Origin of the sequence: Wolbachia endosymbiont (group B) of Pilophorus perplexus (assembly GCF_964028155.1) — a bacterium.
Taxonomy (GTDB): Bacteria; Pseudomonadota; Alphaproteobacteria; order Rickettsiales; family Anaplasmataceae; genus Wolbachia.
This window is the reverse complement of the sequence record NZ_OZ034754.1, coordinates 240,854-257,306: the sequence shown is the minus strand read 5'-3', so window position 1 is coordinate 257,306 and position 16,453 is coordinate 240,854. Positions and strand designations below refer to the sequence as shown.

The 16,453-nt window shown below is 35.1% G+C and carries 21 protein-coding genes and 1 tRNA gene; 19 read left to right on the top strand and 3 right to left on the bottom strand.

The annotated features are described in order from the left end of the window. The first annotated feature begins 13 nt into the window (after positions 1–13). From ABWU28_RS01495 to ABWU28_RS01430, 14 genes are all read left to right on the top strand, one after another. Positions 14–1,069: a S49 family peptidase gene (locus tag ABWU28_RS01495; protein WP_353275420.1), complete on the top strand. Its 1,056-nt coding sequence runs from the start codon at positions 14–16 to the stop codon at positions 1,067–1,069. 76 nt (positions 1,070–1,145) lie between these two features. After that, entirely contained in the window at positions 1,146–1,517 is a 372-nt protein-coding gene (locus ABWU28_RS01490) for a head decoration protein (protein ID WP_353275418.1), read from the top strand. 37 nt (positions 1,518–1,554) lie between these two features. After that, positions 1,555–2,559 carry a major capsid protein gene (locus ABWU28_RS01485; RefSeq protein WP_353275416.1) on the top strand — a complete coding sequence of 335 codons (1,005 nt, stop codon included), beginning with the start codon at positions 1,555–1,557 and terminating at the stop codon, positions 2,557–2,559. Positions 2,560–2,654: 95 nt separating this feature from the next. Then, positions 2,655–2,969, top strand: coding sequence for a hypothetical protein (locus ABWU28_RS01480; protein WP_353275414.1), 315 nt, complete (start codon positions 2,655–2,657; stop codon positions 2,967–2,969). Then, a complete protein-coding gene (locus ABWU28_RS01475) occupies positions 2,954–3,454 on the top strand; it encodes a phage tail protein (protein ID WP_353275412.1) in 501 nt (166 codons plus the stop codon). The genes ABWU28_RS01480 and ABWU28_RS01475 overlap by 16 nt, the downstream gene beginning before the upstream one ends. Continuing rightward, a complete protein-coding gene (locus ABWU28_RS01470) occupies positions 3,451–3,924 on the top strand; it encodes a hypothetical protein (RefSeq protein ID WP_353275410.1) in 474 nt (157 codons plus the stop codon). Before ABWU28_RS01475 ends, ABWU28_RS01470 begins: the two co-directional genes overlap by 4 nt. Continuing rightward, positions 3,911–4,375, top strand: coding sequence for a phage baseplate assembly protein V (locus ABWU28_RS01465; protein ID WP_353275408.1), 465 nt, complete (start codon positions 3,911–3,913; stop codon positions 4,373–4,375). The genes ABWU28_RS01470 and ABWU28_RS01465 overlap by 14 nt, the downstream gene beginning before the upstream one ends. Beyond that, a complete protein-coding gene (locus ABWU28_RS01460; protein ID WP_012481797.1) occupies positions 4,372–4,626 on the top strand; it encodes a PAAR domain-containing protein in 255 nt (84 codons plus the stop codon). Before ABWU28_RS01465 ends, ABWU28_RS01460 begins: the two co-directional genes overlap by 4 nt. 2 nt (positions 4,627–4,628) lie before the next feature. Beyond that, positions 4,629–4,964 carry a GPW/gp25 family protein gene (locus ABWU28_RS01455; RefSeq protein WP_353275406.1) on the top strand — a complete coding sequence of 112 codons (336 nt, stop codon included), beginning with the start codon at positions 4,629–4,631 and terminating at the stop codon, positions 4,962–4,964. A 2-nt stretch (positions 4,965–4,966) separates the two neighbouring features. Beyond that, positions 4,967–5,767 carry a baseplate J/gp47 family protein gene (locus tag ABWU28_RS01450; RefSeq protein WP_353275405.1) on the top strand — a complete coding sequence of 267 codons (801 nt, stop codon included), beginning with the start codon at positions 4,967–4,969 and terminating at the stop codon, positions 5,765–5,767. After that, a complete protein-coding gene (locus ABWU28_RS01445; RefSeq protein WP_353275403.1) occupies positions 5,767–6,921 on the top strand; it encodes a phage tail protein in 1,155 nt (384 codons plus the stop codon). Before ABWU28_RS01450 ends, ABWU28_RS01445 begins: the two co-directional genes overlap by 1 nt. Positions 6,922–7,173: 252 nt before the next feature. After that, positions 7,174–7,560 (top strand): hypothetical protein, encoded by a 387-nt coding sequence (locus ABWU28_RS01440; RefSeq protein WP_353274937.1) that lies wholly within the window; start codon positions 7,174–7,176, stop codon positions 7,558–7,560. Between the two features lie 26 nt (positions 7,561–7,586). Continuing rightward, entirely contained in the window at positions 7,587–8,888 is a 1,302-nt protein-coding gene (gene ltrA, locus ABWU28_RS01435) for a group II intron reverse transcriptase/maturase (RefSeq protein WP_353274935.1), read from the top strand. A gap of 11 nt (positions 8,889–8,899) precedes the next feature. Beyond that, complete coding sequence (locus ABWU28_RS01430) at positions 8,900–9,025, top strand: hypothetical protein (protein WP_353275401.1); 126 nt, start codon at positions 8,900–8,902, stop codon at positions 9,023–9,025. Here the strand turns inward: ABWU28_RS01430 and ABWU28_RS01425 are convergent. From ABWU28_RS01425 to ABWU28_RS01415, 3 genes are all read right to left on the bottom strand, one after another. Further along, on the bottom strand, positions 9,020–9,886 hold the full coding sequence (locus ABWU28_RS01425) for a ParB/RepB/Spo0J family partition protein (protein ID WP_213863753.1): 867 nt from the start codon (positions 9,884–9,886) through the stop codon (positions 9,020–9,022). The two genes, ABWU28_RS01430 and ABWU28_RS01425, sit on opposite strands and share 6 nt — an antisense overlap. Further along, positions 9,883–10,725 carry a ParA family protein gene (locus ABWU28_RS01420; RefSeq protein WP_353275399.1) on the bottom strand — a complete coding sequence of 281 codons (843 nt, stop codon included), beginning with the start codon at positions 10,723–10,725 and terminating at the stop codon, positions 9,883–9,885. The genes ABWU28_RS01425 and ABWU28_RS01420 overlap by 4 nt, the downstream gene beginning before the upstream one ends. Before the next feature lie 86 nt (positions 10,726–10,811). Next, the gene (locus ABWU28_RS01415) at positions 10,812–13,292 is read right to left on the bottom strand and encodes a response regulator (RefSeq protein WP_007302355.1); all 2,481 of its coding nucleotides are present in this window, start codon (positions 13,290–13,292) and stop codon (positions 10,812–10,814) included. A 159-nt stretch (positions 13,293–13,451) separates the two neighbouring features. Here ABWU28_RS01415 and hemF point away from each other — a divergent pair, with 159 nt between their 5' ends. The 5 genes from hemF to ABWU28_RS01390 all read left to right on the top strand — a co-directional run bounded on the left by hemF (position 13,452) and on the right by ABWU28_RS01390 (position 16,360). Next, the gene (gene hemF, locus ABWU28_RS01410) at positions 13,452–14,276 is read left to right on the top strand and encodes an oxygen-dependent coproporphyrinogen oxidase (RefSeq protein ID WP_052264973.1); all 825 of its coding nucleotides are present in this window, start codon (positions 13,452–13,454) and stop codon (positions 14,274–14,276) included. 234 nt (positions 14,277–14,510) lie between these two features. Next, positions 14,511–14,666, top strand: a complete 156-nt coding sequence (locus ABWU28_RS01405) for a hypothetical protein (RefSeq protein ID WP_007302353.1) — start codon at positions 14,511–14,513, stop codon at positions 14,664–14,666. Positions 14,667–14,669: 3 nt separating this feature from the next. Further along, positions 14,670–15,500, top strand: coding sequence for a hypothetical protein (locus tag ABWU28_RS01400; RefSeq protein ID WP_007302352.1), 831 nt, complete (start codon positions 14,670–14,672; stop codon positions 15,498–15,500). Positions 15,501–15,560: 60 nt separating this feature from the next. Then, a tRNA-Glu gene (locus ABWU28_RS01395) sits at positions 15,561–15,632 on the top strand. Between the two features lie 32 nt (positions 15,633–15,664). Then, a complete protein-coding gene (locus tag ABWU28_RS01390) occupies positions 15,665–16,360 on the top strand; it encodes a 16S rRNA (uracil(1498)-N(3))-methyltransferase (protein WP_007302351.1) in 696 nt (231 codons plus the stop codon). The last annotated feature ends 93 nt before the right edge of the window (positions 16,361–16,453 follow it).

The window sequence follows — 16,453 nt, the reverse complement described above, 5'->3', positions numbered from 1 at the left end:
TCTCGTTTACTTTATGGAAATTTTACAAACCAACTGGCTATGTAGGCCGATGATGATAGAGCAAAAAAGCTTTGACCTGTTGTCACTATATAACGGAAAACAACCTATCTTTAAAAATATAAAACATGCAGTAAATCAGAATATAGAAAAAACAGCAGTAATAGCAATACATGGAATTTTGACCAAAAAACCAGGAGCTTTTGACGTCTTTCTGGGAATGACATCATATGAGCAAATAGAAGAACAAATTACACAAGCATTAGCAGATAGTAGCATAGAGACAATTATACTGGAAATAGACAGCCCCGGAGGAGAGGTAAACGGTATATTTGACCTGGCTGATTTTATTTATGAATCAAGAGCAAAAAAGAGAATTATTGCAATAGCAAATGATGATGCATATTCTGCTGCGTACGCTATAGCCTCTAGCGCTGAAAAGGTTTTTGTGTGTAGAACCTCTGGTGTTGGAAGTATAGGTGTTATTGCAAGTCACATTGACCAAAGCGGTTTTGATGAAAAGCAAGGAATAAAATACACAACTATTTTTGCAGGCAAGAGAAAGAATGATTTAAATCCACATGAGCCAATGACGTCTGAAAGTCTGGAAAGCTTACAAAAAGAAGTAGGCCGACTATATGAAATGTTTGTGCAGCTAATAGCAAGGAACAGAGGTCTTTCAATTGAAAAGATTCGATCAACAGAAGCAGGTCTATATTTTGGGGAGAAAGCAGTAGAAATAGGTCTTGCAGATGGAGTTACAACATTTTTTGAATTTATCAATAATCATAGGAGTGTTAGTATGACAACTAATGAGTTAACTGAGGAAGGCTACGAGAACTGTCGTAGAGAAATTTTAGAGATAATAAGATTATGTAATGTATCAAAGATGCCAGAAAAGATAGGAGAATTTATTGAGCAGGGCATAAGTGTTGAGCAAGCCAGGGAAGTTTTAATGGAATTACTTGCAGAGAGAACGAAGAAGACAGAGATACTGAGTGCAATACCACAGAATTCAGGAGAGGAGTTGATGATGCAAGTAGCTAAAGCTAGAGCACAATCAAGTATTTAAGTTTTTTTATAACCGTCGGGTACAACAACTACAAACATGGCGGTAAACTAAAGGGAAAAAAAGGAGAAAAGAAAATATGACATGTATAACTGAACAAAATAATCTAGGTGACTTATTAAAGTATGAGGCATCAAGTCTATATTCAAGAGATCAAATAACAGTAGCTAAAGGTCAAAATCTTAAGCTTGGTGCAGTAGTTGCCAAAAAGACGGAAGATGGTTTTATTAGAGTACTTAATCCCACTGGAACAGACGGCACACAAACAGCAATAGGTGCAATAGTAAGTGATGTAAATGCGACAGAAAATGCCAAAGCAGTAATTATTACTCGTGGTGCAACACTAGCAGATCATGCAGTTGTATGGCCAGCAGGTATCACTGAAGAGCAAAAAGCTGCAGCAATAAAGCAACTTGAAGGACGAGGGATCATTATCCGCAAGGGAGCTTAAAAAAACTATTAAAAATACAAAAGGAGGAAAATAAAAAATGCAAAATCCATTTACAAATACAGCATTTAGTATGACGGCACTAACAAATGCGATGAATATATTGCCGATAAATTATGGACGTGTTGAAAATTTAAATTTGTTTCCAAGTAGGTCAGTGAGATTTAGACATATTACCATAGAAGAACACAACGGAGTTTTAAGTCTATTGCCAACACAAGTTCCAGGAGCACCAGCAACAGTAGGAAAAAGAGGAAAAAGAAGAGTAAGAACGTTTACAATACCACATATTCCTCATGATGATGTTGTTTTACCTGAAGAAGTTCAAGGAATACGTGCTTTTGGCTCAGAAAACGAACTTGTAGCGCTTGCCGATGTAATTACAGATCACTTGCAAACAATGAGAAACAAACATGCAATCACGCTAGAACATCTGCGTATGGGAGCTTTAAAGGGAATAATTTTAGATGCTGATGGGTCAGAATTATTAAATCTGTACAACGAATTTGAGATAACACCAAAAGTAGTAAATTTTGCACTAGGAACTGCAACAACTGATGTAAAGCGTAAGTGTATGGAAGTACTCCGGCATATAGAAGATAATCTAAGTGGTGAATATATGACCGGAATTCATGCCTTGGTAAGCCCTGAGTTTTTTGATGCACTGACTTCGCATAGTAAAGTGAAAGAAGCATACGAGAGATGGCAAGAAGGAGCAGCGCTGAGAAACGATATGAGATCAGGATTTACGTTCTGTGGCATAACATTTGAGGAATATAGAGGACAAGCAACTGACCCTGAAGGAACGGTGAGAAGATTTATTGAGAAAGATACAGGGCACTGTTTTCCAGTAGGAACAGCAAGCACATTTACAACATATTTTGCACCAGCAGATTTTAATGAGACAGTAAATACTCTTGGACAGCCACTCTATGCAAAACAAGAACCAAGGAGGTTTGATAGAGGAACAGATTTACATACGCAGTCAAATCCTCTTCCAATGTGCCACAGACCTGGAGTGTTAGTAAAAGTCGCTATAGCGTAACATACTGGTAGAGTAATTACAAGTTGGTGAGGCACAGAACGACTCTACCGGTATGCGCTTTCTTAGCATATAAAGGTTAGTATATTAAAAGAAATATGCAAGAGAATATTAAGAGACTATTTAAAGATTGTTTTGCCCATTTAGGAGAAGTGGCTTTATATAAATCAAAGGATAAGTCATATATGGTACAGGTATTAAAGCAAGAGCCAGATAAATTATACGAGATTGGTGAAGGACAATTTGTGGAAGAAACTTTAGCGTTAGAAGTAAGTGCGTTTGATGTACTGCAGCCAATAGTAGGAGATGTTTTTGTTATAGGTGATCGAAGATATAAAGTACACTCACCGCCACTTAGAGACAAGTCTGGAATAACGTGGAAAATAAAAGCGTCTGAATGTCTATTCATATAGAAGTTGAGGTAATAGAAAGTGTAAATGCTAAAAGAAGAAAAGTAGAATTAGCAACGGTAAAGGCATTAAACAAAACGGCACTATGGTTAAAAGCGCAAGCAGCTAAGGAAATCAGTGAGGAAAAGAAGATAAAATTAACGGTAATGAGAAAAAGGTTGCTAATCTTTAAAGCGAAAGCAGGTAGGTTAGAGGTTTTAATAAGAGCAAACTTGTATGATGTAAGGGCTTCATCTATTGGCAGTATGAGAGAAACAAAAAGAGGTACGAAAACAGGAAATCATGAGTTTATAGGAGCATTTACTGCAACAATGCCAAGAGGTTATAAAGGAGCTTTTAAACGTGAAGGAAGAGCAGCATTGCCAATAAAGGAAGTTAAATTGCCACTCGAACCTGAGGCTTCAAGGATAATAGGAAATCTTGTTAATTATGAGGTTGAGAAAGTCTTTACAAAGTTTTTTGAACGTGAATTGAGCTATAAAGGATGAATTTGAAAGATTTACATGATAAAATTTGTACTACGTTGAAGAGAGAAATATCAGCGATACAGACATGTGAAATTTATCCAGCAATAAGAAAAGAATTATTAGCGCCAGCGGTATTTGTAGAGCTTGTGAGTTTAGAATCGGGAAAAGATCCTGGAACAGAAGAATTAGCGCTAAAAGCAAGATTTGAAGCAAGGGTTGTAGTTGATGGAACAGTCGAGGATTCCTCGGTAGTTGTTAGAACATTAGCTACAGAAGTAGCAAGAGTAGTAAATAAAAATACTTGGAACGTGAAGAGTGTTTCACCAGGAGAATTTATCTCTGCAGAAATTGACGGATTTAGGCCAGAATTGGATGCGTATTTAGTGTGGTTAGTGGAGTGGACTCATGAAGTGCATGCGGGTAAATCAGTATGGTCAACTGGCATAATGCCACATGTTATTGAGATAGGTGAAGTGCATGTTAGACCATAGTTTTGCAATTTCAGAGCTAAATAGAAAAGTAGCGAATATCATTCGTATAGGCCTAGTTAAAGAAATAGACTATGAAAAAGCAAAAGTAAGAGTGAAAATAGGAGAATTTTTAACAGATTATTTACCATGGATAACAAGCAAAGCAGGAAAAGATAGAGATTGGTCTCCTCCAGATATTGATGAGCAGGTTATGGTATTTTCTCCTCTTGGTGAATTATCATTAGGAGTAGTGTTAGGAGGGATATACCAGGAAAAATACCCTGCACCAGAGAATAAAAAAGAAATAAATAGTGTGAAGTTTCAGGATGGAACAAGACTGTTATATGATAAAGAGAAGCATCATTTAGAGATTGAAGTAGTGGACAAAATAACACTGAAAGCTGGGGGATCAAGTATAGAAATGACAAAAAGTGGAATAAAACTGAAAGCAGAAAGGATCGACTTAAATTGAACAAAGGAATAGTGAGGTTAGGAGACTACTGTGGAGAAGCTATACCACATTTCTGCATTAGTGGGAGTAACAATGTTTTTGTAAACGGTAAGTCAATATGTAGACAAGGAGAAAGTTTTAGTGAAGGAAAAGTAATGATTCAAGGATCAAAAACAGTGTTTGCAAATGGTCTTAGTGTAGGAAGAGTAGGAGATATAGTTTCATGTGGGTTTAAAGTAATAAAAGGCAGTGAAAGCGTTTTTGCAAAATAGAAATGAAGGGTATGGATGCTAAAACAGGAAAAGAATTAGAAGGAATAGAACATCTGAAACAATCAATAATTGATATACTGACCACTCCTATTAACAGTAGAATAATGAGGAGAGATTATGGGTCAAGACTATTTGAGTTGGTAGATAAGCCAATAAATAGAGATTTAACTTTAGAAATCTACGCAGCAGTAGCAGAAGCTCTACAAAAGTGGGAGGAAAGATTTAAGCTAGAAAAAGTAAAAATGACAGAGGTGAAAGAAGGAAAAGTAACGCTTGACCTAGAAGGATTATACTTACCAAGCGGGAAAAACATTCATTTTGATGGAATTGTAGTTTAAAGATGCAGCAGCTAAATATTATCGAACCACTGAGCTTTGAAGAAATCTTTTCGAGAATGAAGGAAGAGTTAGTAAATAGAGATGAAAGTTTTACAGCATTAGTTGAAAGTGACCCAGCAATGAAGATATTAGAAGTAGCAGCGTGGAGAGAACTTTTGCTCAGAGAAAGAATAAATGAAGCAGTAGAGAGTAATTTACTTAAATTTGCAACGGGAGAAGATCTTGATAACTTAGCTGAGTTTTATGGAGTGGAGAGGCAGAAAGAAGAAGAGGACGAACGATTTAGAAAAAGAATCAAAGCAAAAATAAAGGGGTGGTCAACAGGAGGAAGTAAGGAATATTATAGATATCATGCACTGTCATCAGATAAAAAAGTAAAGGATGCGCTGGTTGAGTCAAAAGTGCCAGGAAGTGTAGAGATCTCAATTTTATCCACAGAGTTATCCACAGTGCCAGAAGACCTACTTGAAATTGTAAAAAAGCAGGTTACCAGAGATGATATAAGGGTTTTAACAGATACAGTAACAGTAATTGGTTGCAATATTACGGAAATAGATATTCACAGCAGAATGAGCATAAGTCCTCTGATATCGAAAGAGGAAATCAAGAAGCAGTTTATTGAGAAGTTTGAAGCAAGTAGAAGGTTGGGATGGAATGTTACAAAATCATGGATAATAGCGAATCTATTTGTAGATGGTGTAGAAAATGTGGAATTAATAGAGCCAAAAGAGGATGTTGTAATTAGAGGAAATGAATGTCCTATATTGAAAACTTTGAATATTGAATTTATAGGTAAAAACTAATGCTTCTACCACCAAATGCAACAAAACAAGAACGTAGAATAGTTGAAGCAATAGATTATAAAGTAGATTCGAGCTGTATAAGAGGGTTTAAGTTCAACCTGAAAGAAGAAACATTACCATGGATAATAGAAGAATATGGATTAGAAGAAATTTTATTCTGGGTGAAGGATAAGAAAAAGGCTGTAACAGAAGGAGTAAAATTTCAAAGAGTTAGAGGAACGCTAACATCATTAAAAATAGCTCTAAAATGGGCAAATATAGATGAGATTACAATTATTGAAGAACCGCCTGGAAAACATTTTTTTGAGCTGCAAATTGGAATAAAGGATGTGCCAAATGACTTTTTTGTAGATGCAGTAGTAGAGCTGGCAAAACTATCACTGCCTGTAAGATCCAGATTGATGAGGATTTTTAACGATTATTATAATGCGCAGAGATTTATATTGGATGAGAGTTTATTTGGAGATCTTCTTTCTGATTATTCAGGGGTAAAAATAGAAAAAGATGGACCAGTGTTATCGTTTGGAAGAGTAAATTTTTTCAGGTCTAGTGGTCCAGTTATTAGGATTATAGAAAACTATCTACGCGATCATTATGAACGAGCTTTAAGCAATGATATATATCGCCTAGATGTAGCAGTACTTGGAGAAACAGAGACTCACACAAGGGATTATAAAGGCATTTATGAAAGAAGTCATCAGTGGTACAACTTAAAAGCACTATATCCATTACCACAGAGTTTATTACCATCGATTAAATTTGCAAAAGCGCAGATTGTACTGTCAGATAGCTGGAAATTAGGAGAAATAAATAGCTGTTTTCCGGTTGGTAGAATAGAAGAAGAAGGAAATAAATTTGTATTGGGAAACGATAAACTTTCAGGGCAACGTTGGAATTTAAAACACAAGCCAATTTTAGAAAGGTTTAGCGTCACTCATTTTTATCAAACAAAGAATTTCATTGACCAGAAAATAGTAGGATACGTTATAGCAGAACACAATGTTTACTATAAAAATGATTCAGAGCAAAAAGACTCAATACACGAATTAGAAAAGCACATTTTAGTGTTTTACCCGGGAGTACTGAAATGGCACGAACATCGACATTTGCACAGAAGTTGGAAAAATAGTCAAGTAATATGTGTAATAAGTTAAATACTTATATTTAGATCCTCATATATTATATTAATAATAGTTTAAAGTGTATGAAATAAAAAGAAAAGGACTTGCTTTCTCATGCTAAAAAGGACATGACTTGAATAGCAGCAGGTAAATATAAGAAATTTGTCTGGCGCTAGAAAAGCTAATTTTGTGAGGTATGAAATGGTGCGCCAAGAAGTGCTTGGAGAACAGTTGGTGAAAATCCAACACAAACAAAGTCTAGCCAACAGTTTGGAACAGACCACTATGTTGCATGAGGTAACGAGTGTAATAGAGCTAGTGGGATGGACAATGCAGGGTACAACGAAAGTGAAGGGATTGAGTTCCGAAATACCTGAAGACATAGAGGTCGACATTTTCATGGCCATGGAAGACAGCATGAAGGATAGCGTAAAGGCAAGTTATCACTCACTCTATCGGGATCTGAGACCGTGCCATGTATTGAAATGGACTTCAAGTGAACTTGGGAGATCCTATGCATTCCTACAAAGGTACGCTGGAACAAGTCAACAAAGGCAAGAACTAGCGGAAGATGCAGGGGAAGTCGGACTGATTGATAGTACTCAGAATGTGGGAAAGCCACGTACAAGGGGAAGCGATCAGCAATATAGTAACTGGAATAGGGATTGCTAGGCCAATACAACGGAGGTTGGAATAACATGCAAAATAAACTAAACCAGATAGCAGTAAGAGCAAAGCAAGATAAGCGACTAAAATTCACATCGTTAGTCCATCTGATAAATACAGAGAATCTTGCGAGATGTTATAAAGAACTGAAGCGTAACAAGGCTTGTGGAGTAGACCAGATAACAGTGGAATCATACGGAGAAAATCTGAATGAGAAACTCGAAGTGCTAGTAGAAAGTATGAAGAGGAAGCAATATCAACCACAACCAGTAAAGAGGGTATATATACCGAAAGCTGGAAGTAAAGAGAAACGCGGACTCGGAATACCATCGACCGAGGATAAATTAGTACAGATTATGCTGAAGAAGATACTAGAAAATATTTACGAGGCAAACTTTCTGGACAGCTCATATGGATTTCGACCTGGAAGAAACTGTCATCAAGCGGTAAATGCACTAGATAAAGCAGTTATGTACAAGCCAATAAACTACATTGTAGAAGTGGATATCAAGAAGTTCTACGATAATATACAGCATAAATGGCTAATGAGATGTCTAAGGGAACGAATAACTGACCCAAATTTGCGGTGGTTAGTAAAGCGGTTTCTCAAGGCAGGGATAGTCGAAGCTGGAAATTATGAAGCAACAAAACAAGGTACACCCCAAGGTGGTATAGTAAGTCCTGTATTAGCAAATATATACTTACATTATGTGTTGGATTTATGGATAGAAAAGAAATTTAAACCAAGATCCAGAGGATATATACAACTAATAAGGTTTTGCGACGATTTTGTGGTTTGTTGCGAAAGTAAGGTAGACGCGGAAGAATTTCTGGAATTACTGAAACAAAGGCTAAATAAATTTGGGTTGGAAGTATCTGAAAACAAGACCAGAGTAGTAAAGTTTGGCAAGAGGGAGTGGCAACAAGCGATAAGAGAGAAACGAAGGACGGAAAGTTTCAATTTTCTGGGGTTTACGCACTATGGTGCAAAAAGTCGTCGTGGTAGATTAATAATGGGACATAAAACCTCAAAGTTAAATCTAGCCAGAAAACTAAAAGAAATCAAGGAGTGGTTGAAAATAGTCCGCGGAAGTATTCGACTTAAAGCTTGGTGGCAAGTACTGAAGGCTAAATTAACAGGACACTATAACTACTTTGGTATTAGCGGAAATTATTGGTGTTTGAAACAATTTTACACATCAGTAAGAAAGCTAGCATTTAAATGGATAAATCGGCGTAGTCAGAAAAAGAGTATGACCTGGGAACAGTTTGTACACTACGTAGAAGTAAATCCATTACCAAAGCCAAAAATACATTTTTCTTTATATGCATAAGAGGGACGACTGTGAAAACTAATATTGATGAGCCGTGTGCGGGAAATCTGCAAGCACGGTTCTTTAGGGGGAGTTGTAGTAATAAAACTCAAACGAGAGGAGTAAAGCTACAGCTTCTACCGAACAAATTTCTATGAGCTACTTTCGACATTAATAGCTGATTCAAGTCTTCTATTCAAAATTTTCAATATAAAATCCAATTCATTTGAGTTGTTATAACGTATCATGACTTTACCCTTAGAATTACTGTCATTAATTTTGATCTTTAAACCAAGCTGAGAAGATATAGCTCCTTCTAATACTGCCATATCTTGATTTTTAGTACACTTATGCTCTTTTCGGTCGTTATTTTGTTGTAAGTCTTTTATCAATTTTTCAGTTCGCCTAACGCTCAGGCCCTGAGAAACTATTCTTTCTGCAATACTTTCCGCATTTTCAACATTAATCAATGCTCTTGCATGACCCATAGACAATTTTTTCTCGTTGATCATTGTTTTTACTCCATTAGGGAGTGACAGCATTCGTATCATATTGGTTATGTGACTGCGGCTTTTACCTAAAGTTAAGGCTAATTCTTCGTGTGTATAGGAGAATTCATCTATTAGTTTTCTGTACGCCTCACCTTCTTCTATTGGATTAATATCTTGCCTCTGTATGTTTTCAATTATCGATACTTCTAAGCATTCCTTGTCATTTAAATCTTTTATGATAACCGGCACACTATCAAGATTTATGACCTTACTTGCTCGCCAACGACGTTCCCCTGCTACTATTTCATAACCTTCATTACTTGGATCTTTGCGCACCACAACAGGTTGTATTATACCATTTTTCTCTATCGAACCTGCAAGTTCTTTTAATGACTCCTCATCAAAATATTTTCTCGGCTGAAATTTGCTCGGGTGTAGTAATGAAATAGGTAACCGATCTTCTTTATTACCATAATTATCGCCTATGAGGCCAGCAAGACCTCTACCTAAGCGCCTATTGTCCTTCACGCTGCACCCTCACTTATCAGCTTATTCTCTTTACAGATGCTCATGTGTTTCTTTAAAATTTCTTTTGCCAAACTTATATATGCTTGTGCACCAGGACACTTAAGATCATATACAATAGCAGGTTTTCCATGAGAAGGCGCTTCTGATAACCGTACATTACGTGGAATAATGGTCTCATACAAGGGGATAATAGTTTTATATACTTTATCATTTAAATATTGGCAAATATCATTTTTAATCTGCTCACTAAGTTTGTTGCGTCTGTCATACATTGTGAGCAATATTCCTTCTATTAACAGGAAAGGGTTTAGGTTATTTCTTTTTATCAGCTCTACAGTCTTAACTAAATGGCTCAATCCTTCCAGAGCGAAAAATTCACACTGAAGAGGAACAATAATCGAGTCAGCAGCGGTCAGAGCATTGATAGTAAGCAGACCAAGTGATGGAGGACAATCGATAATTATGTACTCATAATTATTACGTACTTTCTCTAGCGTATCTTTTAGTACGAATTTTCCCTGCTCAAGTTGTGATAGCTCAATTTCTGCAGCTGATAAGTCAACCACTGATGAAATCAGCGATAGATTTGGAATTTCCTTTATATTGAAAATTGCCGATTCCACCAATTCACTTTCGCTGCTCAGCAGTATTTTATATATATTTTTTTCTTCCCTGCTACGATAAGAAATCCCAAGTCCTGTACTAGCATTTCCTTGAGGGTCAAGATCTACCAGTAAAGTACTTTTTCCCACAGCAGCAAAGGCTGTTGATAAATTTATACTAGTTGTAGTTTTACCAACTCCACCCTTTTGATTTACTATTGCAATGATCTTGCTCACGCCTTTTATCTTATGTATAAAATAACTCTATTGTATATATGCAAGAAATTTTTGCATTAGAAAAATTTTTTTGTTGCCAATCATGCTCAAAGTAAACTGCCTTTTTTTGTCTTGTGTAACACACTTTGAACCTTATTTCCTAACTCATTCAGAGTAAATGGTTTGGGTAAAAAATGGAAGTCTTCTATATTGATTTCATCGCTCTTTAAAAAAGCATCCTCTGTATACCCAGAAATAAAAATAACTTTGATGTTTGGCCTATGTATCAATGTTTCTTTAACTATTTCTGGACCACTCACCTCTGGCATGATTACATCAGTGATTATTAGATCTATGTGTTGATTTTTTTTTCTAATGATCTCTAGTGCCTCGCTGCCTATACTCGCTTCTATTACATTAAATCCTTTTCTTGTAAGAGCCTTAGCAGTAAATTCCCTTACTGAATCTTCATCTTCAATTAATAAAATTATACCATTACCTTTAATCTCTACCGGTTTCTCTATTTCTTTACTATCTTCCTCTTTATCATTTTCATCCGATATGTAAACTATGGGCAAAAATATGCTAAATTTAGTTCCATGATTCACTTTGCTAGCAACATAGATGTATCCTTCGGTTTGTTTAATAATGCCATATACAGTAGAGAGGCCAAGACCTGTACCAGAAGTAATATCTTTGGTAGAAAAAAATGGATCAAATGCCTTTTCAATTATATCACTCGTCATTCCACATCCAGTATCAATCACTTCAATCACAACATAATTCCCATGTTCAATCGTTTCCTTATCTGGAGAAAACATATCCTGAGGTGTAGAATTTAATGAATCAACCTTTTGATTAAAGGTTCGTATAGTTAACTCTCCCCCCTTTTCCATAGCAGCACCAGCATTAACTGCTAAGTTAAGCATAACTTGCTCTAATTGTCCTTGGTCAGCCCTAACAGCACCCAAATCGCTACCATAATAAATATTAAATTTTATATTTTCACCTATTAATCTTTTGATCATTTCATAAAGATTAGCTATCGTACCATTTACATTAATAATCTTTGGCTGCAAAGTCTGTCTTCTTGAAAAAGCAAGCAGTTGTCTTACTAAATTTGACCCACGTTTTGCATTTTGCTGTATCTGTATTATATCTCCAAAAGATGGATCGCTAGCTGAGTGCTGGAGTAAAAGCAAATCACAAAATCCTATTATTCCGGTTAATATATTATTGAAATCATGTGCAATACCACCTGCTAATTGCCCTATAGCTTGCACCTTTTGATAATGCTCAAGTTTTATCTCTAGTTTTTTACGTTCAGTATTATCAATAAAATAACAAAGTATGAACATCACTTTATTATGAAGAAACTTATTAAAATATATTTTCATGTTATTACCGCCATTGAGCTGCACATCAAAGGACGCATTATTTATCCTATTACTTGAAAAATATTCACGCACTTTCATATGATAACCATCTGATATCAATGCAAAGATAGAATCATTACTTGACCCCGCAAGTTTTACTAATGCTATATTTTTCTTTATAAAATTGCCATTTATATCGCATTGTGCAATAGCAATTGACGAATTTGTAAAACAAGGGTGTAGTTGATAATCAACAATATTTGATTCAGTTGGTGTTATAAAGCCGTGTATATAGCTATGATTGTATTTATCACAAAATATAGCAGTACTCATATAAGCCTTAAATGGAGCACCGCTTATAGTAAAAAACATAATTTCATTTTTGGTTATTGTATCGTCATACTTAGATTGAGATATAAAATCATTGATTGAGCTACCTTTTTCCAATTTTTTTAGTTCAAACATGTCTAAAAATCTTTTATTTACAGATAAGATACCTCCTTTTGTATTTGCAACGTAAGTTGCTATATTGTGTTTCTCTATCAACTCTTCATATACCTGCTCTTTGTTTACCTGTGTTGCCTTCAGTACAAAATACCCATTCGGTCTTGCTATTGGGGCTAATGATAAATTTAAAGTCTTATTACTATTTATAGCAATTTGTGGATTATCCGGTATTGGTTCAGAGAGCAAAAGAAAGTTAGATATTCTACTCTTCTTGCTTAAGGAAATGCATACTTTTACAGAAGTGTTATTTCTTAACGCATGATAGAGTGATTTTCTGTCTTTTTCTGACACATCTCCTGCTTCAAGAATTTTATCTAGCGTAACATCATCGTTTATGTGATCTTTGAACCTTTCGTAGAACCTCGCATCAGCATAAATAATACCCTCATCTTTATGTAAAATGAGACAAAACTCTGTATTATGATTCAGCGCATTTGCAAATATTGCATTTTGAAACTCTATGATATTAAGTAGATACTTGTAACGTTTTATATTATATACCACAAAGAGAGTCATTAGAATGCTAATTAATAAATTAATCTCTATATTAACATGCTGACTATATACATTAGAAAAATAGAGTACTGATATTGCTATTGGAGGTAAGAACATAATAACTGCCATCACAATAATTGACATCCCATAATTTCTTAGTATGAAGTCAACTCTGTTCTCTTTTTTGTTATCTATGTATCTTTTACTCATTATTATTGCTTGGCATCCTTGCACATATAAAAATATTCTACTATATTGATTTAATTATTATAGATTTATTAACATCCTTGATGAGTAGTTACTATCCCAATCTAATTAAGTCCTGTAAATATAGAGTACAATAATATTAATAAGCCAACAGAAGGCATTATGGAAAAACAAAAGACACAAGCATTTGAATGGTTCTGCGCACTGAGAAACAAGATCACCGAATCTTTCTTATCAATTGAGGTACAGTCATTCACACAACCAAAAATCGAAAAAAGAAAGTGGAACCGACCAGGTGGAGGAAGTGGTGAATCTACAATTATCTTTGGTAATATTTTTGAAAAAGTTGGAGTAAACGTTTCAAGAGTATACGGAAAGCTCGAAGACTCAGCCATTAATGAAATTCCTGGTGCAAGTGAAAGCAATGGAGAGTTTTGGGCAAGCGGTATATCTTTAGTGTCTCACATGCAATCTCCCCTTATCCCTGCAGCACATATGAACACAAGATTGATATATACCTCAAAACAATGGTTTGGTGGAGGAATGGACTTTACTCCAATTTATAAGGATGAGGGAGATTGCAAGTATATTCACGAATCAATTAAAGCAACTTGCGATGAGTTCAACATCGAATATTATCCGAAATTTAAAAAGCAATGTGATGATTACTTTTTTTTACAACATAGAAAAGAGCCACGTGGTATTGGTGGAATTTTTTATGACAATCTAACTTCTGGCAACTGGAAAAACGATTTTGAGTTCACAAAAGCAGTAGGTGAAGCCTTTTTAGAAATTTACTTACACATCATACACAAACATATGCAAAAATCTTGGACAAAAGAACAACGAGAAGAACAATTGATAAAACGTGGCAGATATGTGGAGTTCAATCTTCTTTATGATCGTGGTACAAGGTTTGGTTTAATGACTAATGGTAACCCCGATGCAATTATGATGTCGATGCCTCCTCTTGTTAAGTGGGTGTGAAAAGCGATTATTAATATAAAATAAATCGTTATAGTTTAAGATTGTACCACATATGGTGAGCTTTTGTATAGAGGGGTACAATCATGGGTATAAGTAGATAGTTTTTTAATTAAATCCGCTAGAAATAGCAATATAAGAGGCGTGAGGCTAGCTTTAAGTCTTCATAATATAGTAAACAGCTTTGAAAAACTCTTTTCTAGAATTAATCCTTTTAGGAACAAGGGGTCATTTGACTTGAATAATGATCAAACTTTAAATCGAGCTTTAGAGTATGCAGTAACAAATCTTGATCATAATGTAATGACGTTACTTATTAGTGCTGGAGCAAATATTAATGAGATAAATAATAGTATAGGAAATGTAATCCTTCAATACAAAATAGCATCATAAGCTATGCAGTACGGAGATAAGGACAGTCTCAAAGATCATAAAGAAAAATGTTGTTTAGTGCTTGGTGAGCTAATAAAAAAAGAAAGAAAAGAAATATTGGAGATTTTGAAACAAACGGAAAGTTGTGACAAGCTTAAAGAGGAAGTAGAGATAAAATTTAAGGCCAACTCACCTAAAAAACCTCCTAGGATTTTTGAGCATGATGATATTTTACTTTTAAAAGAGCCCATTTATGATGAGGTATATGACGCTAAGGTTAGTAACTCATTAGAAGAGTTGAGCGTATCGGAAGAATCCATTTATGCTGAAGTATATGATTTGCATAAAAGATCTACTGAAAATTTATCATTGAAAGATAGTGGTTATTCTAGTATATCAGGAGAACCTATTTATGAAGATGTAGATGATTTCTCAGAGCAAAAAAAGCCCACTAGCTTAAATCATAAAGAGCAACCAGAGCCTATTTATGCTAAAGTAGATTTATCGAAAAAGAGATCAGAAAGACAAGCAAAACATATAAAAGATAATTCTGGGACTTATCATGGATTAGTGAAGGATAAAGTGAATAATTTGCAAGTAAAACTAAATGAGCAAAGTGCTAATAAGCCAGCGAGTCAGCAAATCAAGACCAAGGCTGGCTTTAACGTAAAAGAAATAAGGCAAAATTTTGAGCGTAGAGATTCTGGATACGATTCTGGCTATGATTCAGATACAAAAGTTGAACAAAAATTAGAATTAGGATCTAAAGCTCCTAAATCTGAGATAGGTTCAGTAAGCATTGAACATGGGGTAATAGGAGGCTGTCGATATAAAATCACTACTCTAACTGTGTGATTCAAAATAATTGAATTGACTTTATATGTATAATCGATATAACTCAGTTAGATTCAAGTCGACTCTTTCGTCTAGTGGTTAGGACACCACCCTTTCACGGTGGTAACACGGGTTCAAATCCCGTAAGAGTCACTCAAACAGAATGCAAATAACTAAAGTTTTGAATGAAAAAAATTAGGCTTTATGTTGAAGAAGCTTTATCACAAAATGTAAGTTTGGCGCTTCATCCACGACAAAGTCACTATATTTACAATGTAATGCGGCTTAAGAAGCATGATAACATCTATCTTTTTAATGGAAAGGATGGAGAATGGTTAGGAGAAGTAGTGAATATATCAAGTAAATCGACAAAAATTATAATAAAAGAACGCACTAAACAACAACAACATGAAAAAAATCTATATTTGTATTGTGCTCTGGTAAAAAGCGGCGCCTTAAGCAACATAGTAAGACAAGCAACTGAAATGGGAGTAACCTGCATTCAATTTATTTCAACAGAACGTACAGTAGTAAAAAACATTAACCTAAGTAGAGCGAAATTACAGGCAATTGAAGCTGCGGAACAATCCGGTAGGACAAGTATACCACAGATTTTTCTTCCTATTAATTTTTGTGAATTATCCGATTCCCAGAATAAAAATTTTGTTTTGTGTGATGAAACAGGTGAAGGACAACCTCCTAATAAAGTTCTAAAAGGCAAGAAAAACGTTGCTATTATTGTTGGCCCCGAAGGTGGTTTTTCATCTTGCGAACTTGATTCTGCCAATAAATTTTGTCAGAAACTGAGTCTAGGAAAAAGAATTTTGAGAGTTGATACTGCTGTAGTTGCTGCATTAACCTTCACCAATTGGTATAGCTAGATTTTTTAATATGGCTAGTGCAACTTGACACTCTATATAAAGAAATCTGCATTATATTTTTCCTAAAAGAAATAAATGAAACTTGCATTTTTC